Origin of the sequence: Escherichia sp. TC-EC600-tetX4 (genome assembly GCF_019356055.1) — a bacterium.
Lineage (GTDB): Bacteria > Pseudomonadota > Gammaproteobacteria > Enterobacterales > Enterobacteriaceae.
The window spans coordinates 2775364-2799846 of the sequence record NZ_CP079924.1 but is presented as its reverse complement, the minus strand read 5'-3'; the positions used below and the strand labels follow the sequence as shown (position 1 = coordinate 2799846).

The 24483-nt window shown below is 48.1% G+C and carries 19 protein-coding genes, 1 tRNA gene, 5 other RNA genes and 2 pseudogenes; 12 read left to right on the top strand and 15 right to left on the bottom strand.

Annotated elements, in window-relative coordinates; all coding sequences use genetic code 11:
- Positions 1-68 precede the first annotated feature (68 nt).
- From putP to phoH, 5 genes and pseudogenes are all read left to right on the top strand, one after another.
- Positions 69-1577 (top strand): sodium/proline symporter PutP, encoded by a 1509-nt coding sequence (gene putP / locus KXD89_RS13690; RefSeq protein WP_001018479.1) that lies wholly within the window; start codon positions 69-71, stop codon positions 1575-1577.
- A gap of 542 nt (positions 1578-2119) precedes the next feature.
- A pseudogene (gene efeU / locus KXD89_RS13685) lies at positions 2120-2949 on the top strand (iron uptake transporter permease EfeU).
- Positions 2950-3006: 57 nt separating this feature from the next.
- Positions 3007-4134 (top strand): iron uptake system protein EfeO, encoded by a 1128-nt coding sequence (gene efeO, locus KXD89_RS13680; RefSeq protein ID WP_000154398.1) that lies wholly within the window; start codon positions 3007-3009, stop codon positions 4132-4134.
- A 5-nt stretch (positions 4135-4139) separates the two neighbouring features.
- The gene (efeB, locus tag KXD89_RS13675) at positions 4140-5411 is read left to right on the top strand and encodes an iron uptake transporter deferrochelatase/peroxidase subunit (RefSeq protein WP_001199471.1); all 1272 of its coding nucleotides are present in this window, start codon (positions 4140-4142) and stop codon (positions 5409-5411) included.
- A 620-nt stretch (positions 5412-6031) separates the two neighbouring features.
- Positions 6032-6820: a phosphate starvation-inducible protein PhoH gene (gene phoH, locus KXD89_RS13670; RefSeq protein WP_000533522.1), complete on the top strand. Its 789-nt coding sequence runs from the start codon at positions 6032-6034 to the stop codon at positions 6818-6820.
- A 49-nt stretch (positions 6821-6869) separates the two neighbouring features.
- Here the strand turns inward: phoH and pgaD are convergent, their stop codons facing one another.
- The 4 genes from pgaD to pgaA are packed head-to-tail and all read right to left on the bottom strand — an operon-like array spanning position 6870 to position 13053.
- On the bottom strand, positions 6870-7283 hold the full coding sequence (gene pgaD / locus KXD89_RS13665) for a poly-beta-1,6-N-acetyl-D-glucosamine biosynthesis protein PgaD (protein ID WP_001061095.1): 414 nt from the start codon (positions 7281-7283) through the stop codon (positions 6870-6872).
- A gap of 1 nt (position 7284) precedes the next feature.
- Positions 7285-8610: a poly-beta-1,6-N-acetyl-D-glucosamine synthase gene (gene pgaC / locus KXD89_RS13660; RefSeq protein ID WP_021577303.1), complete on the bottom strand. Its 1326-nt coding sequence runs from the start codon at positions 8608-8610 to the stop codon at positions 7285-7287.
- Positions 8603-10621: a poly-beta-1,6-N-acetyl-D-glucosamine N-deacetylase PgaB gene (pgaB, locus tag KXD89_RS13655; protein WP_000945561.1), complete on the bottom strand. Its 2019-nt coding sequence runs from the start codon at positions 10619-10621 to the stop codon at positions 8603-8605. Before pgaB ends, pgaC begins: the two co-directional genes overlap by 8 nt.
- Before the next feature lie 8 nt (positions 10622-10629).
- A complete protein-coding gene (gene pgaA / locus KXD89_RS13650; RefSeq protein WP_000287458.1) occupies positions 10630-13053 on the bottom strand; it encodes a poly-beta-1,6 N-acetyl-D-glucosamine export porin PgaA in 2424 nt (807 codons plus the stop codon).
- Between the two features lie 586 nt (positions 13054-13639).
- Here pgaA and KXD89_RS13645 point away from each other — a divergent pair.
- The gene (locus KXD89_RS13645; protein WP_000409873.1) at positions 13640-14998 is read left to right on the top strand and encodes a GGDEF domain-containing protein; all 1359 of its coding nucleotides are present in this window, start codon (positions 13640-13642) and stop codon (positions 14996-14998) included.
- A gap of 40 nt (positions 14999-15038) precedes the next feature.
- Here KXD89_RS13645 and KXD89_RS13640 read toward each other — a convergent pair.
- Positions 15039-16201 (bottom strand): IS3-like element IS3 family transposase gene (locus KXD89_RS13640; RefSeq protein ID WP_085947771.1). Its coding sequence is split into 2 segments (ribosomal slippage): positions 15039-15940 and positions 15940-16201, totalling 1164 coding nucleotides; the frame shifts between segments, so codons are not numbered across the junction.
- Positions 16202-16253: 52 nt separating this feature from the next.
- Between KXD89_RS13640 and KXD89_RS13635 the strand changes: the two are divergent.
- Together KXD89_RS13635 and ycdU are read left to right on the top strand one after the other, a co-directional pair.
- A pseudogene (locus KXD89_RS13635) lies at positions 16254-16610 on the top strand (ACP S-malonyltransferase); the annotation flags it as partial.
- The gene (gene ycdU / locus KXD89_RS13630; protein WP_000611859.1) at positions 16607-17593 is read left to right on the top strand and encodes a protein YcdU; all 987 of its coding nucleotides are present in this window, start codon (positions 16607-16609) and stop codon (positions 17591-17593) included. The pseudogene KXD89_RS13635 and the gene ycdU, both read left to right, overlap by 4 nt.
- Before the next feature lie 192 nt (positions 17594-17785).
- Here the strand turns inward: ycdU and KXD89_RS13625 are convergent.
- The 6 genes from KXD89_RS13625 to KXD89_RS13600 form a co-directional block, all read right to left on the bottom strand.
- A non-coding RNA gene (locus KXD89_RS13625) (RtT sRNA) lies at positions 17786-17922 on the bottom strand.
- Positions 17923-17966: 44 nt separating this feature from the next.
- A non-coding RNA gene (locus tag KXD89_RS13620) (RtT sRNA) lies at positions 17967-18103 on the bottom strand.
- A 44-nt stretch (positions 18104-18147) separates the two neighbouring features.
- Positions 18148-18284: non-coding RNA, RtT sRNA (locus KXD89_RS13615), on the bottom strand.
- 44 nt (positions 18285-18328) lie between these two features.
- Positions 18329-18465, bottom strand: a non-coding RNA gene (locus KXD89_RS13610) — RtT sRNA.
- Between the two features lie 44 nt (positions 18466-18509).
- Positions 18510-18646, bottom strand: a non-coding RNA gene (locus tag KXD89_RS13605) — RtT sRNA.
- A 44-nt stretch (positions 18647-18690) separates the two neighbouring features.
- Positions 18691-18778 (bottom strand) — tRNA-Ser (locus KXD89_RS13600).
- 233 nt (positions 18779-19011) lie between these two features.
- Here KXD89_RS13600 and ghrA point away from each other — a divergent pair.
- The 4 genes from ghrA to KXD89_RS13580 all read left to right on the top strand — a co-directional run bounded on the left by ghrA (position 19012) and on the right by KXD89_RS13580 (position 21913).
- Positions 19012-19950 carry a glyoxylate/hydroxypyruvate reductase GhrA gene (gene ghrA, locus KXD89_RS13595; RefSeq protein WP_000351317.1) on the top strand — a complete coding sequence of 313 codons (939 nt, stop codon included), beginning with the start codon at positions 19012-19014 and terminating at the stop codon, positions 19948-19950.
- Between the two features lie 54 nt (positions 19951-20004).
- Positions 20005-20742, top strand: coding sequence for a zinc-binding phosphatase (gene ycdX / locus KXD89_RS13590; protein ID WP_000283667.1), 738 nt, complete (start codon positions 20005-20007; stop codon positions 20740-20742).
- Between the two features lie 23 nt (positions 20743-20765).
- Positions 20766-21320, top strand: a complete 555-nt coding sequence (ycdY, locus tag KXD89_RS13585) for a molecular chaperone YcdY (protein ID WP_001001921.1) — start codon at positions 20766-20768, stop codon at positions 21318-21320.
- A gap of 101 nt (positions 21321-21421) precedes the next feature.
- Positions 21422-21913: a DUF1097 domain-containing protein gene (locus KXD89_RS13580; RefSeq protein WP_001300785.1), complete on the top strand. Its 492-nt coding sequence runs from the start codon at positions 21422-21424 to the stop codon at positions 21911-21913.
- 63 nt (positions 21914-21976) lie between these two features.
- On the opposite strand, the gene csgG is transcribed toward KXD89_RS13580, so the two are convergent.
- The 4 genes from csgG to csgD are packed head-to-tail and all read right to left on the bottom strand — an operon-like array spanning position 21977 to position 24322.
- On the bottom strand, positions 21977-22810 hold the full coding sequence (gene csgG / locus KXD89_RS13575) for a curli production assembly/transport protein CsgG (protein WP_001189321.1): 834 nt from the start codon (positions 22808-22810) through the stop codon (positions 21977-21979).
- Positions 22811-22836: 26 nt separating this feature from the next.
- Entirely contained in the window at positions 22837-23253 is a 417-nt protein-coding gene (gene csgF, locus KXD89_RS13570; RefSeq protein ID WP_001264088.1) for a curli production assembly/transport protein CsgF, read from the bottom strand.
- Between the two features lie 24 nt (positions 23254-23277).
- The gene (gene csgE / locus KXD89_RS13565; RefSeq protein WP_000833288.1) at positions 23278-23667 is read right to left on the bottom strand and encodes a curli production assembly/transport protein CsgE; all 390 of its coding nucleotides are present in this window, start codon (positions 23665-23667) and stop codon (positions 23278-23280) included.
- A 4-nt stretch (positions 23668-23671) separates the two neighbouring features.
- Entirely contained in the window at positions 23672-24322 is a 651-nt protein-coding gene (csgD, locus tag KXD89_RS13560; protein ID WP_000481509.1) for a biofilm master transcriptional regulator CsgD, read from the bottom strand.
- Between the last annotated feature and the right edge of the window lie 161 nt (positions 24323-24483).

The window sequence follows — 24483 nt, the reverse complement described above, 5'->3', positions numbered from 1 at the left end:
CCCCGTTCCGGTGGCAGATATAACGGCAAGTTTCGACATTGCCGATAATAATTTTTTGGAGACTTTAGATGGCTATTAGCACACCGATGTTGGTGACATTTTGTGTCTATATCTTTGGCATGATATTGATTGGGTTTATCGCCTGGCGATCAACGAAAAACTTTGACGACTATATTCTGGGCGGTCGTAGTCTTGGGCCATTCGTGACGGCATTATCGGCGGGTGCGTCGGATATGAGCGGCTGGCTGTTAATGGGGTTGCCGGGCGCTGTTTTTCTTTCCGGGATTTCCGAAAGCTGGATCGCCATTGGCCTGACATTAGGCGCGTGGATTAACTGGAAGCTGGTGGCCGGGCGGTTGCGTGTGCATACCGAATACAACAATAACGCCTTAACACTGCCGGATTATTTCACCGGGCGCTTTGAAGATAAAAGCCGCATTTTGCGCATTATCTCTGCGCTGGTTATTTTGCTGTTCTTCACCATTTATTGCGCTTCGGGCATTGTGGCAGGCGCGCGTCTGTTTGAAAGTACCTTTGGCATGAGCTACGAAACGGCTCTGTGGGCGGGCGCTGCGGCGACGATCCTTTACACCTTTATTGGCGGTTTCCTCGCGGTGAGCTGGACTGACACTGTACAGGCCAGCCTGATGATTTTTGCCCTGATCCTGACGCCGGTTATCGTCATTATCAGTGTCGGTGGCTTTGGTGACTCGCTGGAAGTGATCAAACAAAAGAGCATCGAAAACGTTGATATGCTCAAAGGTCTGAACTTTGTTGCCATTATCTCACTGATGGGTTGGGGGCTGGGTTACTTCGGGCAGCCGCACATTCTGGCGCGTTTTATGGCGGCGGATTCTCACCACAGCATTGTCCATGCGCGTCGTATTAGTATGACCTGGATGATCCTCTGCCTGGCAGGGGCGGTGGCTGTCGGCTTCTTTGGGATTGCTTACTTTAACGATCATCCGGCGTTGGCTGGTGCGGTAAATCAGAACGCCGAGCGTGTGTTTATCGAACTGGCGCAAATTCTGTTTAACCCGTGGATTGCCGGGATTCTGCTGTCGGCAATTCTGGCGGCGGTAATGTCAACCTTAAGTTGCCAGCTGCTGGTGTGCTCCAGTGCGATTACCGAAGATTTGTACAAAGCGTTTCTGCGTAAACATGCCAGCCAGAAAGAGCTGGTGTGGGTAGGGCGTGTGATGGTGCTGGTGGTGGCGCTGGTGGCGATTGCGCTGGCGGCAAACCCGGAAAACCGCGTGCTGGGCTTAGTGAGCTACGCGTGGGCAGGCTTTGGCGCGGCGTTTGGTCCAGTGGTGCTGTTCTCGGTGATGTGGTCACGCATGACGCGTAACGGTGCGCTGGCGGGGATGATCATCGGTGCGCTGACGGTTATCGTCTGGAAACAGTTCGGCTGGCTGGGACTGTACGAAATTATTCCGGGCTTTATCTTCGGCAGTATTGGGATTGTAGTGTTTAGTTTGCTGGGTAAAGCGCCGTCAGCGGCGATGCAAAAACGCTTTGCCGAGGCCGATGCGCACTATCATTCGGCTCCGCCGTCACGGTTGCAGGAAAGCTAAGGGACTTAGCCTGCGGCGGTTTTGTTTGGCTTCAGCAGCGGGTTGCGCTCCCTTAATGTGCCTCGCCATATAAATTGAATGGTGCAGGGAGCGCGCAGGGGGCGGCCAATCGCCGCCGCCCCCTGCTGTCCCGGCCTTCGGGGAACGCTTCAGCGATTTTGACGCCACCAACACCCGAGCTGTTATTATGTTCCGGGCAAAAAGTTAGATTTGATAATCGCGGATGGACGAAATTGCTTGATACACCCGCTTATCAGTTTTACATGGAAGCTCTGATGCATTGAGTCTGGACAGTTTTGTCGGCTGGATACGGCGTTTACGCGGCATCCGGCAAGAACACATGGTTCTTTGCAAACAATCCCATCTTTCTACCCTGGAATAATCGTTTATATCCCTTGGCATTACCTCTCTTTGTTTACATTCCAACATCATTTTATAAACATTCCGCTTGTGTTTTTCTTTGCCGTAATGATAATCGCTATCACTGCGATTTACTTTTCTTTGCATAGATTGACTCAGAAAAACGTTTAAGGGTGGGTGGCATGTTTGTTCCGTTTCTCATTATGTTGCGCGAAGGACTTGAAGCCGCGCTGATTGTCAGTTTGATTGCCAGCTATCTTAAGCGTACCCAGCGAGGCCGATGGATTGTGTGATGTGGATTGGCGTGTTGCTTGCCGCTGCGTTGTGCCTGGGCTTGGGTATCTTCATTAACGAAACCACCGGCGAATTTCCGCAAAAAGAACAGGAACTGTTTGAAGGTATCGTGGCGGTGATCGCCGTGGTGATCCTTACCTGGATGGTTTTCTGGATGCGCAAAGTGTCGCGCAACGTCAAAGTGCAACTGGAACAGGCAGTCGATAGCGCATTGCAGCGTGGAAATCATCATGGCTGGGCGCTGGTGATGATGGTCTTTTTTGCCGTTGCAAGGGAAGGGCTGGAGTCGGTCTTTTTCCTGCTGGCGGCATTTCAACAAGATGTCGGGATCTGGCCGCCGCTGGGTGCAATGCTCGGTCTTGCTACTGCCGTGGTGCTAGGCTTCCTGCTCTACTGGGGCGGTATTCGCCTCAATCTTGGTGCATTTTTTAAATGGACCAGCCTGTTTATTCTCTTCGTCGCCGCAGGGCTGGCAGCTGGTGCCATTCGCGCATTTCATGAAGCCGGATTGTGGAACCACTTTCAGGAAATCGCCTTCGATATGAGTGCGGTGCTCTCAACTCACTCGCTGTTTGGCACGCTGATGGAAGGGATTTTTGGCTATCAGGAAGCGCCGAGCGTCAGCGAAGTCGCCGTCTGGTTTATTTATCTCATCCCGGCGCTGGTGGCATTTGCTCTGCCACCACGCGCAGGGGCGACAGCGTCTCGCTCCGCGTAACAAATACGACGCAAACTCTTGCTTAGTTACAACATACTTTAAAGGGATAGTCTCGTCATGACCATTAACTTCCGCCGTAACGCATTGCAGTTGAGCGTGGCTGCGCTGTTTTCTTCTGCTTTTATGGCTAACGCCGCTGATGTGCCGCAGGTCAAAGTGACCGTGACGGATAAGCAGTGCGAACCGATGACCATTACGGTTAACGCCGGGAAAACACAGTTCATTATTCAGAACCACAGCCAGAAGGCGCTGGAGTGGGAGATCCTCAAAGGCGTGATGGTGGTGGAAGAGCGGGAAAATATCGCCCCTGGCTTTAGCCAGAAAATGACGGCGAATTTACAGCCTGGCGAATACGATATGACCTGCGGTCTGCTGACTAACCCGAAAGGGAAGTTGATCGTCAAAGGTGAGGCAACGGCGGATGCGGCGCAAAGTGATGCGCTGTTAAGTCTTGGTGGTGCAATTACTGCATATAAAGCGTATGTCATGGCGGAAACCACGCAGCTGGTGACCGACACCAAAGCCTTTACCGACGCGATTAAAGCAGGCGATATCGAAAAAGCGAAAGCACTGTATGCACCGACGCGCCAGCACTATGAGCGTATTGAACCGATTGCTGAACTGTTCTCCGATCTGGATGGCAGCATTGACGCCCGTGAAGATGATTACGAGCAAAAAGCCGCCGACCCAAAATTCACTGGTTTCCACCGTCTGGAAAAAGCATTGTTTGGCGACAACACCACCAAAGGGATGGATCAGTACGCTGAGCAGCTTTATACCGATGTGGTCGATTTGCAAAAACGCATCAGTGAACTGGCTTTCCCACCTTCAAAAGTGGTCGGCGGCGCAGCCGGACTGATTGAGGAAGTGGCAGCCAGCAAAATTAGCGGTGAAGAAGATCGCTACAGCCACACCGATCTGTGGGATTTCCAGGCTAACGTTGAAGGCTCGCAGAAAATTGTCGATTTGCTGCGTCCACAACTGCAAAAAGCCAACCCGGAACTGCTGGCAAAAGTCGATGCCAACTTTAAAAAGGTCGATACCATTCTGGCGAAATACCGTACTAAAGACGGTTTTGAAACCTACGACAAATTGACCGATGCCGACCGGAATGCACTGAAAGGACCGATTACTGCGCTGGCGGAAGATCTGGCGCAACTTCGCGGTGTGCTGGGACTGGATTAAGCGTTATGCAGTATAAAGATGAAAACGGCGTGAATGAACCGTCACGCCGACGTTTACTGAAAGTGATAGGTGCACTGGCGCTGGCGGGAAGTTGTCCGGTCGCTCATGCACAAAAAACGCAAAGTGCGCCGGGTACGCTTTCACCGGATGCTCGCAATGAGAAACAGCCGTTTTATGGTGAGCATCAGGCAGGGATCCTGACGCCACAACAGGCCGCAATGATGCTGGTGGCGTTTGATGTGCTTGCCAGCGATAAAGCCGATCTTGAGCGGTTGTTTCGCTTGTTGACTCAGCGTTTTGCTTTTCTGACTCAGGGCGGAGCAGCACCAGAAACGCCAAATCCGCGCCTGCCACCACTCGATTCCGGCATTCTTGGCGGCTACATTGCGCCCGATAATCTCACCATCACGTTATCGGTGGGTCACTCATTGTTTGATGAGCGCTTTGGCCTTGCGCCACAGATGCCAAAAAAGCTGCAGAAGATGACGCGTTTCCCCAACGACTCGCTGGATGCGGCGTTATGTCATGGTGATGTGTTGCTACAGATTTGCGCCAACACCCAGGACACGGTTATCCATGCGCTGCGCGATATCATCAAACACACGCCGGATTTGCTCAGTGTGCGCTGGAAGCGGGAAGGGTTTATTTCCGATCACGCGGCGCGTAGTAAAGGCAAAGAGACGCCGATTAATTTGCTGGGTTTCAAAGACGGCACTGCCAATCCCGATAGCCAGAATGATAAGTTGATGCAAAAAGTGGTGTGGGTAACGGCAGATCAGCAGGAGCCTGCGTGGACAATCGGTGGCAGCTATCAGGCAGTACGCTTGATTCAGTTTCGAGTGGAATTTTGGGACAGAACGCCGCTGAAAGAACAGCAGACGATTTTTGGCCGTGATAAGCAAACCGGTGCGCCGCTGGGAATGCAGCATGAGCATGATGTGCCTGATTACGCCAGCGACCCGGAAGGGAAGGTGATCGCGCTGGACAGCCATATCCGGCTGGCGAATCCCCGCACGGCGGAGAGTGAGTCCAGCCTGATGCTGCGTCGTGGCTACAGTTATTCACTGGGCGTCACCAACTCCGGGCAACTGGATATGGGGTTGCTGTTTGTCTGCTACCAACACGATCTGGAAAAAGGCTTCCTGACAGTACAAAAAAGGCTCAATGGCGAAGCGCTGGAGGAATACGTTAAACCTATCGGCGGCGGTTATTTTTTTGCGCTGCCGGGGGTGAAGGACGCGAACGATTATTTCGGAAGCGCGTTATTGCGGGTTTAATGTTTTTAGGCGGATAAGGCATTTGTGCGCAGATGCCTGATGCGACGCTTGCGCGTCTTATCATGCCTACAATCAGTGCGGGTTTGGTAGGCTGGATAAGGCGTTCACGCCGCATCCGGCGATCGTGCACTGATGCCTGATGCAAATCCTGCTGAAAGCACACAGCTTTTTTCATCACTGTCATCACTCTGTCATCTTTCCAGTAGAAACTAATGTCACTGAAATGGTGTTTTATAGTTAAATATAAGTAAATATATTGTTGCAATAAATGCGAGATCTGTTGTACTTATTAAGTAGCAGCGGAAGTTCCCGGCAGTGATAGTCAGTCACTATGGAGATCGCGGATGGTAACGTCCTGTACTGGACATGTTTTAGATAATCAACGCGCCACCACTCGCGGAGTTTTCTCCTCCGGTAGTCATCTCGTCACTTTGCATTTTCAACCTCATCCTTTCTTTTCATGTGTTACCGACGCCGTAAACGGTGCGCGTAGCCGTTTTTCGGCATTTTATCCAAAAGCAAACTATGGCTTACAAGGAAGCCAACCCTCTGATGTTCGTGCGCATAATCGCGCTGCCAACGGCGCGTGTGATGAATACAAACAACTCAAGGTGCTCTCCATGGGAAGACAAAAAGCAGTGATCAAAGCTCGTCGCGAGGCAAAACGTGTGCTGAGACGGGATTCGCGCAGCCATAAGCAGCGTGAAGAAGAATCGGTCACCTCGCTTGTGCAGATGGGCGGCGTAGAAGCCATTGGTATGGCCCGCGACAGTCGCGATACTTCGCCCATCCTCGCGCGAAATGAAGCGCAATTGCACTATCTGAAGGCTATTGAGAGTAAGCAGCTGATATTCGCCACGGGCGAAGCCGGGTGCGGAAAAACCTGGATCAGCGCAGCAAAAGCGGCAGAGGCCCTGATACATAAGGATGTCGACAGGATTATCGTCACCCGTCCAGTTCTGCAAGCCGATGAAGATCTTGGCTTCTTACCTGGAGATATCGCAGAAAAGTTTGCTCCCTATTTTCGCCCGGTCTACGACGTGCTGGTCCGGCGCTTAGGGGCTTCCTTTATGCAGTACTGCCTGCGACCGGAAATAGGGAAGGTGGAAATTGCGCCGTTCGCCTATATGCGTGGACGTACCTTTGAAAATGCAGTCGTCATTCTTGACGAGGCGCAGAATGTGACTGCCGCGCAAATGAAAATGTTTTTAACCCGCCTCGGGGAGAACGTGACGGTTATCGTCAACGGTGATATCACGCAATGCGATTTGCCTCGCGGCGTGTGCTCCGGATTAAGTGACGCGCTGGAACGTTTCGAAGAAGATGAAATGGTTGGGATCGTCCGGTTCGGTAAAGAGGACTGCGTACGTTCGGCACTTTGCCAACGTACGCTGCATGCCTACAGTTAAGTGTGTTATCGGTGCAGAGCCCGGGCGAACCGGGCTTTGTTTTGGGTGTTTATGCCCGGACTAGCGCTTTTTCTGAAACAACCATTTTTATTTGCCCCTGGCTGGTGAAGTGTACGCTCATCCTGTGGCTTTTTTGTAGTTGCTGATAGAGCTCATCAGGTATTGCTAAGCTCTCTGCATATTCTTGCGGCGTATATTGGTAGGCTGCATGATGCTGCTGTTTTTGAAAACGCAGCTTATTGTACAGCGCCCAGACAATTAACACGACGGCATTCGCCACTGCCAGCAAAAAATAGAACTGAAGTCGGCTTCTGGCCTCGCTTTGCCAGTAATAACCCGTCAGCAGATCCATGGCGAATAAGAATATGAACAACGCAAATAATGTCCACAAGATGGTTGTGGCAACATAATCAACCAGTAAACGTACTGGTGATTGTCGGGTCGTAATAATTAAATTGTTCATATTAACCTCTCAGAATCCCGCGATCGGGACTTACCCAACGGGCGCGTTGCTTTTTAGGCATCAACATGACTCGTGTAAATGATACCAATGTCGTTGCCAGGCTCAGCATCCAGAAAATAACCGGGAACCAAATAATCCAGAAAAGCGATGAAGTCAGATTATGCTCATAGCGATTCTCGATCATCAGGCTGACAATAAATTGCAGTAAACATAACGTACACAATAATATTCCGGCAGTATGTGTCGCAGCGATATGTGTCAATTCAATATTTAACGGTACACCGGCAAGTTGGACTGCGTAAATAATGAAACCGACCAGGCAGGTGAAGGCCCATATTGTCGTCAGGCAGTATTCAAAAAACAGCGGCCACATTCGAAAGTTTTCTTTGCGCCACAACCTTGTCATATTTTTGAGGAATACTTCTGCACCGCCCTGAGCCCAGCGCAGGCGCTGTTTCCACAGCCCTTTTAACGTTTCAGGCATTAATATCCAGCACAGTGCCCGTGGCTCGTAAAAAATCGTCCACTGATTCAACTGCAGCTTCCAGCTAATATCAATATCTTCGGTGATCATATCGTCACTCCAGTAACCCACTTCTGCCAGGGCGCTGCGACGAAATGCGGCAATAACACCGGAAACGGTAAATACGTTTCCATAGATACGCTGGGTTCGCTTGATCAAACCAATAATTGAGGAATACTCGCCAACCTGAATTTTACCCACCAGGGTAGAACGTGTTCGAATACGAGGATTACCGGTTACGGCACCCACACGCGGGTTGTACAACATCGGTTCCACAATATATGCCGCCGCATCGCGGTCTAATAACGCATCGCCATCAATGCACACCAGATATTCACTTTTCGCCGCGGCAGCTCCGGTTTTAAGCGCAATGGCTTTCCCCTGGTTTTGCGCCAGATGAATGACCCGCAAATGGGGAATTTGTGCAGCCATGCGATCCAGGATGGCACGGGTTTTATCTGTTGAACCGTCATTTACGGCAATAACTTCAATGTTCTCATAACGCTGTGCTAAAGCGGTGTGTATGGTTTCCTCAACGTTTTTCTCCTCATTAAAACAGGGAATGATAATGGAGATAGACGGATTATCTTTCAACTGGGGAGCTGGTGCGTTTTCTCCCCACGGCCAGTGGCGTTCACGATAGACCCAGAAATAGACGCCGCCAACAATCCACATAATGGACATAAAAAACGGCCAGAAGAAAACGAACCTCATCATCAGTTCACCAGAGTGAAAGTACGCTACGCATAGGGGTATGCATAACACCAGACATAATATAAAAAACGATACGATGCGATTAATCATTTTTCGGATACCAGGCTGTTGAAAACTCAGGACGAATAAGGTCTATTTCAGGTTGGTTATGCAGAAAATTGTCGGGATAATAACCATAGTTTTTCACTCCATTCAGTTGTAATAGGCTCATCCAGTGAGCGAGTTGTTGCGAAGAAATAGCCTGATGCTGACCATTTTTCTGCCAGTTTTGTGCCTGTAATTCTAAAATAGATTTGTCTTTAGCCTGAGGGATGTTTTTAATTTGATTGGTCAATTGTATTAACCATTGGTCAGCCGATTTTTCTGCGACACCTTCCAGATAAGGCATAGCCATAATAGCGGTCCAGTCATAGCTTTTTAGGAAATCAGCATAATTCTGTGCAAACCAGGCTTCACTTTCAGGTTGTATTACCGGAAGTGCAAAAATATTTCGTGCAGTTTTAATATGTGGACCGCGAATGGCTTTTACGCGCGCACTAAGTTCTAAAGTGAAGTCAGTTAACGCACGACTTTTAAAGCGGGCCCACTGTTTAAATTGCTCCGGGTTTTGTCGAATTTCGCTCAGACTCCCGCTAAAGCCTGCTTGCTGATAAGCCGTGATAGCCGGTGCACTGGCATCTTCATAATCTGAAAGCAAAGCATCATCGTGGAACAATATGCCATCAAAAGCAGCATGTCCGGCAAGATCTTCATATAACATGCCAACTTGTGCTCTGACTCTGTCATCGAAAGGAGAGAGACGGTGATATTGTTCAGGATGAATTTGTGCTTTTTTCTCCCCTGTTGGTAAGTATTTTACTCGCGTTAATGTGGGATCTAAATCCCAGCTTAATACCGGCATCCACGCATAGATGTTTACACCTGAGCGGGTACGTAATTGCCAGGCAACCCGACTAAAAATATCTGCTTTCATTGGTAGCAAACGATTTGGAAACCAGACCTCTTTGACCAGCCCATCACCATCGGGATCAGCAAATGCCTGCAAATACACGGTTGATATTTGCATATCTTTCACCCGCTGAATTAGCACATCAATATTGCGATCCATTTGCTGGAGGTTTTCGTCATAAACGTAATCAAGATCGATATGCATTATCCGTTGTGGTGATTTTTCCTGTACGGTAATAATTTGCTGGGCAAACTCTTTTAATGAGGGATTATTGGCGATTAATACCCGCGGAATGGAATCCAATTGCGACGCATTTGCCAAACCTGATTCAAGGGTGAAGAACATGTCATAACCGAGTTTTTTTAATTCCTCTATCGCTATGCCATTCGCTTCGCCATAAGGCCAAACAAAAACGTGTGGATTTACCTCAACCTTTGTACGCAGGTATTCCGTCATTTTTACAGCATCCAGACGAATTCTTTCCCGGTATTCTGCTGCGGTTTCATACCGTGCGTGGTCAGTAAAATATGCACGATTTACATATACAGGCAATAAGCTGCCGGTGGCATTAGCCTGAATACCGTAGTGAGAATTCCATGTATGAGAAGCGAGCTCAACGAGCCGGGAACGCGCAACTTCTCGCACTTGTTGCCACGTGGCAAAATATTCTCGATCGACCAACTCATCGCCAAATTTTACTTGTTTATCCGCTGGCGTATCGACCCAACTGCCGACGGGGGCCCATACAGCAGGCCACTGGAAGGCCTGAAGAATTGGGAAGACGCGGGTATAAAAACTCTGGTAGCCGTCATCAAAAGTCAGCACTACAGCTTTTTCCGGTAGCGGTTTTCCTCCTCGATGTGCTTCACGAATTTGAGCAATACTGACCGGTTGATAACCGTTCTCGCGCAGCCAGGCAAATTGTTCACGCAGTGCTGATGTCCGCACTGACATAAAACGCTGGTCGGCAGCTTCGTCTTCAACGTTATGCCATGAAATCGCTACAAAACCATTATGCGGCCACGGTTGCTCGGCGAGTAAAGATTCGCGATCCTGTGGCGGTATAAATGATGTTCTTGACTGGCTAATGCACGCGGTGAGCATAATTATACTCACCAGCATCAGGAGATATTTATTTCCATTACGTAACATATTTATCCTTAAAATCTGAATGTCATATCGAATTCAACGTATAAGTTGTGTTCTCTGTCACCGTCATAAGGTCGTTTTTCCCAGCGTAGCGTTGCGCCAGCATCAATCACGTCATTCCAACTAATGCGTTGCCCGTAGCCGAGTTGGGTGACGACATCCGTGCCATAATGTTTTTGCCAGGAGGCACCAACACCTGCGCTGAATATTTGCTCCCAGCTATTTTCATAGCTTCGCCATAACAAATGGCTTGCCTCAAATGCCGGAACAATATCGAACGTTTTTATAGGGTTGTAGTATGGGGTATCGTGTTCTGTATTTTGTTCGTAATACAGACTGGGTAGGAAATCGACAATCAAATATGGTGAAGACCAGATGCGTTCCTGACCCTCAAGTGAGACTTCATGACGCTGGTTACTGTCGGAAAAATCAGTGAAAGCCCAGGAGACACCGTACTTACGCCGCTCATTTTGATACCAGCGAACATAAGCCTGAGCACTGTTGCCTGTAACACCATTTTTCATTGCCCGTAATGGAACGCGGTGAGAGAGGCGTTCCAGTTGCGAACCAATACGCCAGTTATCATTAAAATCATACCAGCCAGACAGGCGCGCGCCGGGTTTATGCTCATGATTGAAAACGCGTTCAGCGTACTCTGCCTCGAGCCAGATATTACGTGACCGCCACTCAACACCCGCAAGCCAGTCGCGAACAATCCCTTTTCCTTCGCTAAATTGTCCATCGGCATAACCGAATCCAGCAAAACCGCGCCAGTTATCCTTCAGCGGTGGTGAATAAACGATGGTGGTTAAGTCGACATCATGTTTACCACTATCCGGGCCTTCGGCATCAATTCCTGTTGAGCCAGCGATACGAAGCTCTGCAAGATTATGTACATCAACCGCACGTTTTAATCGTACAACGCCGGGATCTTGCGGTTCACGTTCGACAACATCGTGCGTTAAGACAGCTGCCTGCTGCCATTCTTGTAACGTTAATGCTGTCCAGGCTTGTTCAACCTCCAGATTAATATTACGTGGCTCGATCACTTCTGCTTTTTTTAATTCATTTTCTGCTGCACGAGGCCAACCGCGGGCTTGTAACACACTCGCGTAATCAATGCGCAGTCCCTGATTTCCTGGTGCGTTATAAGCAAGCTCTCTGGCTGTCATTTCAGCCTGAGGAAGATCATTACTATATTTTGCTACGGTTGAGAGAAACGAATGCCCCTGTAACCAGGTATCATTCGGGATGCTCGTAGGCGTGCCCATTAACCGAAGGAAAGGCGGCGAAGTATTAATGGTATGTTGGGTGACAGTTAGCGCGCCCGGATAATTTTCACTCTCCAGGTGGCTGTAAAAGAGATCCGCAAGTTCTTCATCGGATAAATCCGGGGCAATGGTCTCCTTGTGATAAAAGAGCTCGGTCATTATTGACTGTGCTTTTTTCGGCTGATGATCTTTGAGATAAGCCGATGCAACCCAATATTGCCCCCAGGGCGGAATAATTTGCCCCGTCTTTTTTAATCGCTGATAGTGAGAAATAACGTCTTTATAACGATCGCGAGTTAATAACGCGCCAAGATGATCAACCTGAATACGCTGGTACTGGGCAGTGCGGTCTGGGTTATCGTGCCACAGAATTTCTAATGCAGCGTATTGGGCGAGGGCGCGATCGGCAATGGCATAACGTTCACTTTCACTGCGCGTAGGCATAAACGACAGTCTGACCAGTTCGGCATGAATATCAGCGCGAATATCTGGCGTTAAATTGGCATCGTCAATCGCGGCAGCAAGTTGATTATTACGTAATGCCTGCACGTATTCTGTGGGATATTGTTGCGTAGATGCATTTTCAGGTAATGACTCTGTCATCGCCCGTAATTCATCCTGATGACGCCCCGCCAGTTTATAGATATAGGCTTCTGCGAGTAAATTGGCTTTGTCCGGTGCTCCAGAGTTAAGCTGCTTAAGTTTAACCAGCGCAGTATCATAGTGACCAGCATCTGCCAGGGTTAAAATTTGTCCCCGTTGATAATCCTTATTTTGCGGCTCCAGAGAGAGCGCCTTTTGCCACAGTGTAAGCGAGTTTTGCCATTGTTGCAGGTTACGATAAGCGACGGCGACAGCTGCATAACCACGCGCTGGTAATTGCTGATGACGGTAGCGGTTGTAAACGGTAATAACCTGTTTATCTTGCCCGGCCCATAAGGCAATCTGTAACCAGTCAGCAATTTGGTTATTGCTGAGTGCTGATTTTAGTGCAAACCATGACAAAGCTGGCTGAGTATTACCCTTGCGAGCTTCAATAATCAATGCATCATAGGCGTTATTAACAGCACTCTTCGCCGCGGGACTCGCTGCTAAAAATGCGGCAGTAAGAAGTTTCAAAGCCCATTTGGTTTTCGGGCACCTTTTTCTGCTACTTGAATACATCCTGTATTACTCCATGTATTGCCAAAATCTCTCTCTGTATCTAATTACAGGTAACTGAAAAGAAAGATATTTTTGCACCTCATAATCCGTTATTAAACGCGGAAGAGAGACGTGAATTGTTGATGATGAGAAGAAGAAATGATGAGCAGAGTGTCCATATAAAATCCTTTTCTCGCCCGAAAATCCATTCCAATGATGAGGATCTTCAGGAATACGGCATAAATCCCAATGCCTTTTTCAAAATAAATTAGGATTAAAATAATTAAATCAGTAAATTCCGATGCATGATTTCGGATTTTTCGAAAGTCCTGATGAAAGGCTGCGCTACGGCACTCACGGATTTAATTGTTATTCCTAATGTATCTATGAATTAATGTTTTATAAGGATTTTCTATAACCATTTATAAGTATTTTCAAGCCTGGCTTGTTGCAAACAATGTATAAAGCACTTAGGCAATAATAATTACATTCAGCAACTATCATCATCGGTATTGTTTGTGGGCGGAATTTCATATTGACAACAGTACAGTTCTTATATCTATTAATAATAGAAAGGGATCTACAACCTACAGATTGGTGTAGCTTTATGGAAAAAGACTATTTGAGAATTAGTAGTACTGTATTAGTGAGCTTATTGTTTGGGCTTGCTTTGGTTTTGGTGAATAGTTGGTTTAATCAGCCAGGCGTTGAGGAAGTTGTTCCACGATCAACCTATCTGATGGTAATGATTGCTTTATTTTTTATCGATACTGTTGCATTTATTTTTATGCAGTTGTATTTCATTTATGACCGTAGGCAATTTTCAAACTGTGTACTTAGTTTGGCTTTTCTGAGTTGTTTGATTTACTTTGTTATAACCGTCATTATCATTCAGCAAATTATTGAGGAGCGTTTGACAAGCAGTGTTGTCCAAAATGACATTGCAATCTATTATTTGTTTCGTCAGATGAGTTTGTGCATATTAATATTTCTGGCATTGGTGAATAAAGTTAGTGAAAACACAAAACAGCGCAATTTATTTTCCAAAAAAATGACTTTGTGCATAAGTTTGTTTTTTGTTTTTGGGGGGCCGATAGTTGCTCACATACTTTCTAGTCATTATGAGAGCTACAATTTACACATTGCCGAGTTAACCAATGAAAATGGTCAGGTGGTTTGGAAAGCCTCATATGTTACCATAATGATTTTCATGTGGTTAACCTTGCTTTCGGTTAATCTATACTTTAATGGTTTACGCTATGATATCTGGAATGGAGTGACGGTGATTGCTTTTTGTGCCGTACTGTACAATATCTCTCTGTTATTTATGAGCAGGTATAGCGTGTCCACTTGGTATATTAGTCGCACTATTGAAGTAGTCAGTAAGTTAACCGTTATGGTAATATTTATGTGCCATATATTCAGTGCGCTACGAGTAACAAAGAACATTGCACATCGCGATCCCTTAACCAATATATTTAACAGAAATTATTTTTTTAATGAACTGACAGTTCAATCAGCATCAGCCCAAAAAACGCCTTATTGCGTCATGATTATGGATATCGACCACTTCAAAAAAGTCAACGACACCTGGGGGCATCCGGTTGGCGATCAGGTGATAAAAACAGTGGTGAATATCATTGGGAAAAGCATACGACCAGATGACCTTTTAGCGCGCGTCGGCGGCGAAGAGTTTGGCGTCTTGCTGACGGACATCGATACTGAACGTGCGAAAGCTTTAGCGGAAAGGATTCGGGAAAATGTTGAGCGTTTAACTGGCGATAATCCTGAATACGCTATACCACAAAAAGTGACGATTAGTATTGGCGCTGTTGTGACTCAGGAAAATGCGTTAAACCCAAATGAGATCTATCGACTGGCTGATAACGCACTTTACGAGGCGAAAGAGACCGGGCGTAATAAGGTGGTTGTGAGGGATGTGGTGAATTTTTGTGAGTCACCATAAAGCGGCATTTTGATCCTACCCACGTAATATGGACACAGGCCTAAGCGAGGTTCTTGTTTTCAAATTGTTCCGGACTGAGGCCGCCACACCAACTGTGCCGCCGCCACCGATTGTAATCACATTCGATATAATTAAACACCGTTGCCCGCATTATTTCCCGGCTGATAAAGTGTTCTCCATGGATACATTCCACTTTCAGCGAATGAAAGAAGCTTTCCACGCAGGCATTATCGTAGCAGCAACCTTTTGCGCTCATACTTCCACGCAGATTATGCCGCTTCAGTTGCGCCTGATAATCTGCTGAACAGTACTGGCCTCCACGGTCCGTGTGAACGATAACGTTCCGGGGCCTCTTACGCCGCCACAGCGCCATCTGCAGGGCATCGCAGGCCAGTTGCGCCGTCATGCGTGGCGACATTGACCAGCCAATAACGGCACGTGACCACAGGTCAATGACCACTGCCAGATACAGCCAGCCTTCATCTGTACGTAAGTACGTGATGTCTCCTGCCCACTTCTGGTTCGGGCCACTGGCGTAAAAATCCTGCTCCAACAGATTTTCTGACACAGGCAGGCCGTGTGCGCGGTAGCTGACCGGGCTGAACTTCCGGGAGGCCTTTGCCCTCAGTCCCTGACGGCGCAGGCTTGCCGCCACGGTTTTTACGTTAAAGGGGTAACCCTGAGCACGCAGTTCATCCGTCAGGCGTGGGGCACCGTAACGCTGTTTTGACCGGGTAAAAGCCGCGAGGACAACGCTGTCGCAGTGTTGGCGGAACTGCTGACGCGTGCTTATCCTTGTCCGCCGCTGACACCACGTATACCAGCCGCTGCGGGCCACCCGGAGCACGCGGCACATTGCTTTGATGCTGAACTCAGCCTGATGTTTTTCAATAAAGACATACTTCATTTCAGGCGCTTCGCGAAGTATGTCGCGGCCTTTTGGAGGATAGCCAGCTCTTCATCCCGTTCTGCCAGCTGGCGTTTGAGACGTGCAATCTCGGTAGACATCTCCAGTTCACGTTCAGAAGACGTCTGCTGATTTTGCTGTTTACTGCGCCAGTTGTAGAGTTGTGATTCATACAGGCTGAGTTCACGGGCTGCGGCAGTAACACCGATGCGTTCAGCAAGCTTCAGGGCTTCACTGCGAAATTCAGGCGAATGCTGTTTACGGGGTTTTTTACTGGTTGATACTGTTTTTGTCATGTGAGTCACCTCTGACTGAGAGTTTACTCACTTAGCCGCGTGTCCACTATTGCTGGGTAAGATCAGTGCCTGGCACACGCGTTTGATGGAAGACGGCGTTCAGGCAATGCGCGATTATCTTGCCGGACTGGATATCGCTTCGCCAGAGCATCAGGTTCTGATGAACGTAACAGCAAAAAGCGAGGTCGCTCCGTCAATTATCAAAGAAAATCTCTCATTACACTTAACTCATACGGTGAAATGGACTGAATCTCTCGATACATTTCTGAATATGCCAACCCCGGTAGCTTTCCTTGAAATAAGTAATAAGCCCTATTTGGGGAATATGTTAAATGATTTTGCTGGCGTGGATCAGCAACGAGTTATGCATTGTCGTAAAGCATTTAGTGATGCAAAGGTATTCAAATGATTCCTGATTATTTAACTTTTATTCGCTTTCAGGATAAACGAAATCTGATATACATTTATGCTATTGGACTTATTCTGATAGGCTTTTATTGGAAGAATGCAGGGTTTACTTTTCCATCAGAGGATATTGGTGTAGTTAGTGGGATTCTGGCTCTGGTGCTGTATAATTTTATTTTTGATCTCAAGGCGTACTGGGCTTATAAATGCGTCACGAAGAATATCGATTTTTCGTGGTTTAAGAAAAAGCAGAACCACAAAATAGAATTATTTCTTACACAACCTCTGGTGGCAGGATTTCTGTCGTTAATCATGTTGAGTGCAATGAGTTGGGGGCTATACCAGCTTCTACCCTCGTTATATGCGCTGTTCCTGATTTCGTTACTTGGGCCGTTGGTCATCTTTCTGCTGTTTCGGATGATCCGCACCAGTTATGTCAAGCAGGTCGCTATTTCAGTAGCGAAAAAAGTAAAATATAAAAGTCTGACTCGCTATGTGCTGCTTTCGGTGTGCATCTCAACGGTTGTTAACCTGCTTACTATCAGCCCGTTGCGTAACAGTGATTCTTTTGTGACAGAGGGGCAGTGGTTAACGTTTAAATCGATAATTGCATTGCTCATTCTTTGTGGCGTAGTGTTGGCGATTAATCTGTTTTTTCTGCGCTTCTCCAAGCGGTACGCTTTTCTGGGCAGGCTTTTTTTGCAGGAAATCGATCTGTTTTTCTCCAGTGAAAATGCGTTGTCGACCTTTTTTGCCAAGCCGCTTTGGCTTCGGTTATTCATATTGCTGGTTATTGAAGTGATGTGGATTACGCTGGTGTCGGTATTGGCAACGCTTGTAGAATGGCGGATTTGGTTTGAAGCCTATTTTTTACTCTGCTATGTACCGTGCTTAATTTACTATTTTTTCTATTGTCGATTCCTCTGGCATAACGATTTTATGATGGCATGTGACATGTATTTCCGTTGGGGGCATTTTAATAAGTGAGGAAGTGATAGGAAGTGACCAGATAATACATATATGTTCTGTACTCTCTTGCGCATTTTGATTGTTGACTGAGTAACCAGACAGTTGATGTGCACGATTTCCCCTCGCCCTAACAGACGTGGGCGGGGGCACCCGGTGTGTGCAATATACGAAAAAAAAGCCCGTACTTTCGTACGAGCTCTTCTTTAAATATGGCGGTGAGGGGGGGATTGACTCGCTTCGCTCGCCCTGCGGGCAGCCCGCTCACTGCGTTCACGGTCTGTCCAACTGGCTGTCGCCAGTTGTCGAACCCCGGTCGGGGCTTCTCATCCCCCCGGTGTGTGCAATATACGAAAAAAAAGCCCGTACTTTCGTACGAGCTCTTCTTTAAATATGGCGGTGAGGGGGGGATTGACTCGCTTCGCTCGCCCTGCGGGCAGCCCGCTCACTGCGTTCACGGTCTGTCCAACTGGCTGTCGCCAGTTGTCGAACCCCGGTCGGGGCTTCTCATCCCCCCGGTGTGTGCAATATACGAAAAAAAAGCCCGTACTTTCGTACGAGCTCTTCTTTAAATATGGCGGTGAGGGGGGGATTGACTCGCTTCGCTCGCCCTGCGGGCAGCCCGCTCACTGCGTTCACGGTCTGTCCAACTGGCTGTCGCCAGTTGTCGAACCCCGGTCGGGGCTTCTCATCCCCCCGGTGTGTGCAATATACGAAAAAAAAGCCCGTACTTTCGTACGAGCTCTTCTTTAAATATGGCGGTGAGGGGGGGATTGACTCGCTTCGCTCGCCCTGCGGGCAGCCCGCTCACTGCGTTCACGGTCTGTCCAACTGGCTGTCGCCAGTTGTCGAACCCCGGTCGGGGCTTCTCATCCCCCCGGTGTGTGCAATATACGAAAAAAAAGCCCGTACTTTCGTACGAGCTCTTCTTTAAATATGGCGGTGAGGGGGGGATTGACTCGCTTCGCTCGCCCTGCGGGCAGCCCGCTCACTGCGTTCACGGTCTGTCCAACTGGCTGTCGCCAGTTGTCGAACCCCGGTCGGGGCTTCTCATCCCCCCGGTGTGTGCAATATACGAAAAAAAAGCCCGTACTTTCGTACGAGCTCTTCTTTAAATATGGCGGTGAGGGGGGGATTCGAACCCCCGATACGTTGCCGTATACACACTTTCCAGGCGTGCTCCTTCAGCCACTCGGACACCTCACCAAATTGTCGTTCCTGTCTTGCTGGAACGGGCGCTAATTTAGGGAAATCATGACCTGAGGTCAACAAACTTTTTGAAAAAATCGCGCGTTTATTCAAACTTCAATCAATGTGTGGTTTTAATAAGCGAAATCTGCTTTTTTTGCCACCGACCACGGATTTGTTATGCTGGTGGCCTTTGTAGATCATAACGATAAGTGCGAATAAATTTCGCACAACGCTTTTCGGGAGTCAGTATGGATATCATCTTTTATCACCCAACGTTCGATACCCAATGGTGGATTGAGGCACTGCGCAAAGCTATTCCTCAGGCAAGAGTCAGAGCATGGAAAAGCGGAGATAATGACTCTGCTGATTATGCTTTAGTCTGGCATCCTCCTGTTGAAATGCTGGCAGGGCGCGATCTTAAAGCGGTGTTCGCACTCGGGGCCGGTGTTGATTCTATTTTGAGCAAGCTACAGGCACACCCTGAAATGCTGAACCCTTCTGTTCCACTTTTTCGCCTGGAAGATACCGGTATGGGCGAGCAAATGCAGGAATATGCTGTCAGTCAGGTGCTGCATTGGTTTCGACGTTTTGACGATTATCGCATCCAGCAAAATAGTTCGCATTGGCAACCGCTGCCTGAATATCATCGGGAAGATTTTACCATCGGCATTTTGGGCGCAGGCGTACTGGGCAGTAAAGTTGCTCAGAGTCTGCAAACCTGGCGCTTTCCGCTGCGTTGCTGGAGTCGAACCCGTAAATCGTGGCCTGGCGTGCAAAGCTTTGCCGGACGGGAAGAACTGTCTGCATTTCTGAGCCAATGTCGGGTATTGATTAATTTGTTACCGAATACCCCTGAAACCGTCGGCATTATTAATCAACAATTACTCGAAAAATTACCGGATGGCGCGTATCTCCTCAACCTGGCGCGTGGTGTTCATGTTGTGGAAGATGACCTGCTCGCGGCGCTGGATAGCGGCAAAGTTAAAGGCGCAATGTTGGATGTTTTTAATCGTGAACCCTTACCGCCTGAAAGTCCGCTCTGGCAACATCCACGCGTGACGATAACACCACATGTCGCCGCGATTACCCGTCCCGCTGAAGCTGTGGAGTACATTTCTCGCACCATTGCCCAGCTCGAAAAAGGGGAGAGGGTCTGCGGGCAAGTCGACCGCGCACGCGGCTACTAATAAAGCATCAGGATTCCTGCTATCCTTGGCGGGAATTGAATACAGGAGAGAGTTATGTATCCCGTCGACCTTCATATGCATACCGTTGCCAGCACACATGCATATAGCACATTAAGTGATTACATTGCCCAGGCCAAACAAAAGGGCATTAAACTTTTTGCGATCACCGATCATGGCCCGGATATGGAAGATGCGCCGCATCACTGGCACTTCATTAACATGCGTATCTGGCCGCGAGTGGTTGATGGGGTAGGGATCCTGCGCGGCATCGAAGCTAACATTAAAAATGTTGATGGTGAAATTGACTGCAGCGGTAAAATGTTTGACTCGCTGGATCTAATTATTGCCGGTTTTCATGAGCCGGTTTTTGCGCCACATGACAAAGCGACCAATACACAAGCGATGATCGCCACTATCGCCAGCGGCAATGTGCATATAATAAGCCATCCCGGAAATCCCAAATATGAAATAGATGTGAAAGCCGTTGCTGAAGCAGCCGCGAAACATCAGGTGGCGCTGGAAATCAATAATTCCTCATTTTTACACTCACGTAAGGGCAGTGAAGACAACTGTCGTGAGGTAGCCGCAGCGGTACGTGATGCTGGAGGTTGGGTGGCATTAGGCTCGGATTCTCACACCGCGTTTACCATGGGGGAATTTGAAGAGTGTCTTAAAATCCTCGACGCGGTAGATTTTCCGCCAGAGCGCATTTTGAATGTTTCTCCGCGCCGCTTACTGAACTTCCTTGAATCTCGCGGTATGGCACCGATTGCGGAATTTGCAGACCTTTAATTACTAGTAATGGAAATATATTAATGAACGAGTTTTCTATCCTCTGTCGTGTGCTGGGTTCGCTCTATTACCGCCAACCACAAGATCCTTTACTGGTGCCGCTGTTTACCCTGATTCGTGAGGGGAAACTGGCTGCGAACTGGCCACTGGAGCAGGATGAGTTGCTGACACGTTTGCAGAAAAGCTGTGATATGACGCAAGTCTCTGCCGATTACAATGCGTTGTTTATCGGCGATGAATGTGCTGTGCCGCCATATCGTAGCGCATGGGTTGAGGGCGCGACGGAAGCGGAAGTGCGCGCTTTTCTTTCTGAGCGAGGGATGCCATTAGCGGATACGCCAGCCGATCACATCGGCACATTGCTGCTCGCAGCTTCCTGGCTGGAAGATCAGTCAACGGAAGATGAGAGCGAAGCACTGGAAACACTGTTCAGTGAGTATCTGTTACCCTGGTGTGGTGCGTTCCTTGGCAAAGTGGAGGCCCATGCAACCACGCCTTTCTGGCGCACCATGGCACCGCTAACCCGCGATGCCATTAGTGCAATGTGGGACGAGCTGGAAGAAGATTCTGAAGAATAAGTGTGATCTACGTCACTCATAACTGCAACGGATAATTTGTTGTTGCATAAAATGTGTGCTCGATCTCATTCATGGCCGCGTTTTCTGCTATCATGCGCGGCATGAACATACTTCTCTCTATTGCAATCACAACAGGCATTCTCTCCGGTATCTGGGGATGGGTGGCTGTTTCCCTGGGCTTACTAAGCTGGGCGGGCTTCCTGGGCTGTACGGCCTACTTTGCCTGCCCGCAAGGTGGGCTGAAAGGGCTGGCGATCTCCGCTGCAACCCTGCTTAGTGGCGTGGTGTGGGCGATGGTCATTATTTACGGTAGTGCACTGGCACCACATCTGGAAATTCTCGGTTATGTCATAACCGGTATTGTCGCGTTTCTGATGTGTATTCAGGCCAAACAGCTGCTGCTTTCATTTGTTCCGGGGACGTTTATAGGCGCATGCGCGACGTTTGCCGGGCAGGGTGACTGGAAACTGGTGTTACCTTCGCTGGCGCTTGGGCTGATATTTGGTTACGCAATGAAAAACAGTGGCCTGTGGCTGGCGGCGCGTAGTGCAAAGACGGCGCACCGTGAGCAGGAAATCAAAAATAAAGCGTGAGGGGCACTCACGCTTTCGCTTAAACAGTAAAATGCCGGATGATAATTCCGGCTTTTTTATCTGTCAGGATTCCGGTGGAACCGACATATGGCGGTATTTCACCAGAATGTCATTCTGCCGTTCTGCTTTATTTTGCAAATCCCACAGACCACGGTCGATACCATCATTAATCAGGAAAATGACCCCTGTTTCGATAGCCGACATCAGGCACAGCATAACAGGTTCGTTCGAGGTGTAACCCACTTCCCCTTCAAGCAAGCGCTGGTAGTCAATAAAGCGGAAAACCCCGGCCTGAACTTCATAGGAAAGTATCGTCTTACTGGTGTTCACCGAAGAAAGGATCTCGCCGGTACTCACATTGACGACGCGCAGGTTCACGGCAATCTGATCGAGCTGGTATTGCGTGTCGGCACCGATGCCAAAATATCTTGCCCCAACCCCGCCAGATTTGACGTTGCTTTCATAACCGATAATCGAACCTTCAACCATGATATTTGCCGCCGTTAAAGATTGCAGCGGGATTCGGTTATTAATGGCAACCGTGCCGTTTTCTTGTGCCGCACGAATAATCTTGCGCTCGTTAAGCAGGTTTTGTAAGCCCTGGCGCTCCAGCGGTATAAACCAGCGAGAATCTTTCAGTGCCGTGACCAGCATTGCCGTGGCGCTTTGCGGAACAGCAGTGGAGAAGTTACTTGCCGGGTAGGGTTTAAATTGCCCGGTTTCGTCCTGAATGTTGTATACCGAAACAAAGATTTTACCCGTCGGCGCTGGCAGATGGGTCAAATCTTTGTAGCTCTGAGCACGAGGCATTAATGTCGGTCTGGCGGCTTCTTTAGGCGGGGCGGTTAAGCATCCGCTCAGTAACATGACGGCAACCAAAAGAAATAAGCGCTGCATGATTATTTTCCTTATGAAGCTGGGGCTTAAAAATCGGTTGAGTTATTTTGTAAACCCGAAACCTGGATGGTCGAGGTTTGTCCGGTTTTACGATCTGTCACGTTCAACTGCAATTGACCATCGCGGTTGGCAATATCGACAATATAATCGTTGGTCACCATGCGGCCCGGTTTACCGGTATTAATATTCGACAGTAGCCCACCTAAAATTTGTGACTGGATGGCCTGAGTAAAGTTATCTAACGCTGAGGGTGTTTCAATACCAAAGTCATCGTTATAGCTCGGATCTTTATAAGAGTTTTGGGCCTGAGCGCTATTTAATAAAAAAGCGCCATTATTTGGGTTACCACCAAAGTTTGGATTACGGAACTGGAAAGTCATGGTTCCAGCCCAACTTAATGGCGAAATAAGCATGAGTAGAACTACTGCATGTTTGACACGCATTGCAGCCTCCGAACAATTTTTTATTTAGAATTCATCATGCGCCAAATCGCCCGTACTTAATAACGCCTGATTTATCTGGCGACGATTTAGTGCTTCTTCAGTTTGAATCAGTGCAAAGACGACAGTTTTCTCGAAGTCTCTTTTCAACGGAAATAAAAAAGTCTGGAAAATAACGTCCTGATTGACCGTTATAGTGATCCAGCTTCCCCATCGTGCACTGGGCCTTTCATTAATCGTTAAGTTACCCGTATAGTCACTTTCCCATTTATCACTAAAGGCTCGGTAAAAATCATGGCCAATAGATGAAACAGTATGGTCAGTTAGCAATCCCGGGACTTCTACCTCAACGGCGTGAAGATTCCCTGCGGCGAACAGAAATTCTGCCGCCACAATCCAGCGTAAATAACGTTTCATGGCTTTATCGCCTGAGGTTATCGTTTGCCCAGGAAACCGCTTGTGTCCGGTTTTTTACGGCTATCTTCTTGAAAAGATTATAAAGATGCGTTTTAACCGTATTTTCGCTGATGAACAACGAACGAGCGATCTCGTTATTAGACGCGCCGATACGCAGCTTATTCAGGATCTCTTTTTCCCGATGAGTAAGGAGGGCTGATTCCGTGCTGTTATAACGATAGTTACCTGAATGCGTAATCAGGTAGCTGGCAAGCTTTTGCGTAAAGTAGCATTCGCCGCGCAGGACGCCTTGCAACCCATTGACAACACGTTCTTGATCCTCCATGGAATAAAAAACGCCGTTGATATGAGGCCAGTTTTCAATGTCGCGGTACGGGTAATCTTCAGGCGTATTTAGCAACAATATTTTGATATTGTTGTTTTTCCTGCTCAAAGTATCCTGCCAATAATGGATAAGCTTTTTATCCGCTTCCATCATATCCAGAAGAATAATAGAGCCTGAAGAGATATCGTCCAGAGAACGTTGAATATTATGTAATTTTCCTGTAATTGCCAGCGATTGTTTAAGGTGCTGCAAGAGAGCTGTCGCCTGCAAAGAAGATTTAGTGATCAACAATAATGTATGACCATGAATACTATGGACTTCATTAAACATGATGAAACCCCGCTTTTTTTATTGATCGCACACCTGACAGCTGCCTCTAAAATAGAAGCACCAGAAGTACTGACAGATGTTGCACTGCTGTGTGTAGTAATAAATCAGCCCTAAATGGGTAAAATATAAAACTAATGGATTACATCTGATTTCAATCTAGC

Coding starts and splice junctions, on each gene's coding strand:
- putP (WP_001018479.1), top strand. CDS start 69: ATGGCTATTAGCACACCGATGTTGGTGACATTTTGTGTCTATATCTTT.
- efeO (WP_000154398.1), top strand. CDS start 3,007: ATGACCATTAACTTCCGCCGTAACGCATTGCAGTTGAGCGTGGCTGCG.
- efeB (WP_001199471.1), top strand. CDS start 4,140: ATGCAGTATAAAGATGAAAACGGCGTGAATGAACCGTCACGCCGACGT.
- phoH (WP_000533522.1), top strand. CDS start 6,032: ATGGGAAGACAAAAAGCAGTGATCAAAGCTCGTCGCGAGGCAAAACGT.
- pgaD (WP_001061095.1), bottom strand. CDS start 7,283: ATGAACAATTTAATTATTACGACCCGACAATCACCAGTACGTTTACTG.
- pgaC (WP_021577303.1), bottom strand. CDS start 8,610: ATGATTAATCGCATCGTATCGTTTTTTATATTATGTCTGGTGTTATGC.
- pgaB (WP_000945561.1), bottom strand. CDS start 10,621: ATGTTACGTAATGGAAATAAATATCTCCTGATGCTGGTGAGTATAATT.
- pgaA (WP_000287458.1), bottom strand. CDS start 13,053: ATGTATTCAAGTAGCAGAAAAAGGTGCCCGAAAACCAAATGGGCTTTG.
- KXD89_RS13645 (WP_000409873.1), top strand. CDS start 13,640: ATGGAAAAAGACTATTTGAGAATTAGTAGTACTGTATTAGTGAGCTTA.
- ycdU (WP_000611859.1), top strand. CDS start 16,607: ATGATTCCTGATTATTTAACTTTTATTCGCTTTCAGGATAAACGAAAT.
- ghrA (WP_000351317.1), top strand. CDS start 19,012: ATGGATATCATCTTTTATCACCCAACGTTCGATACCCAATGGTGGATT.
- ycdX (WP_000283667.1), top strand. CDS start 20,005: ATGTATCCCGTCGACCTTCATATGCATACCGTTGCCAGCACACATGCA.
- ycdY (WP_001001921.1), top strand. CDS start 20,766: ATGAACGAGTTTTCTATCCTCTGTCGTGTGCTGGGTTCGCTCTATTAC.
- KXD89_RS13580 (WP_001300785.1), top strand. CDS start 21,422: ATGAACATACTTCTCTCTATTGCAATCACAACAGGCATTCTCTCCGGT.
- csgG (WP_001189321.1), bottom strand. CDS start 22,810: ATGCAGCGCTTATTTCTTTTGGTTGCCGTCATGTTACTGAGCGGATGC.
- csgF (WP_001264088.1), bottom strand. CDS start 23,253: ATGCGTGTCAAACATGCAGTAGTTCTACTCATGCTTATTTCGCCATTA.
- csgE (WP_000833288.1), bottom strand. CDS start 23,667: ATGAAACGTTATTTACGCTGGATTGTGGCGGCAGAATTTCTGTTCGCC.
- csgD (WP_000481509.1), bottom strand. CDS start 24,322: ATGTTTAATGAAGTCCATAGTATTCATGGTCATACATTATTGTTGATC.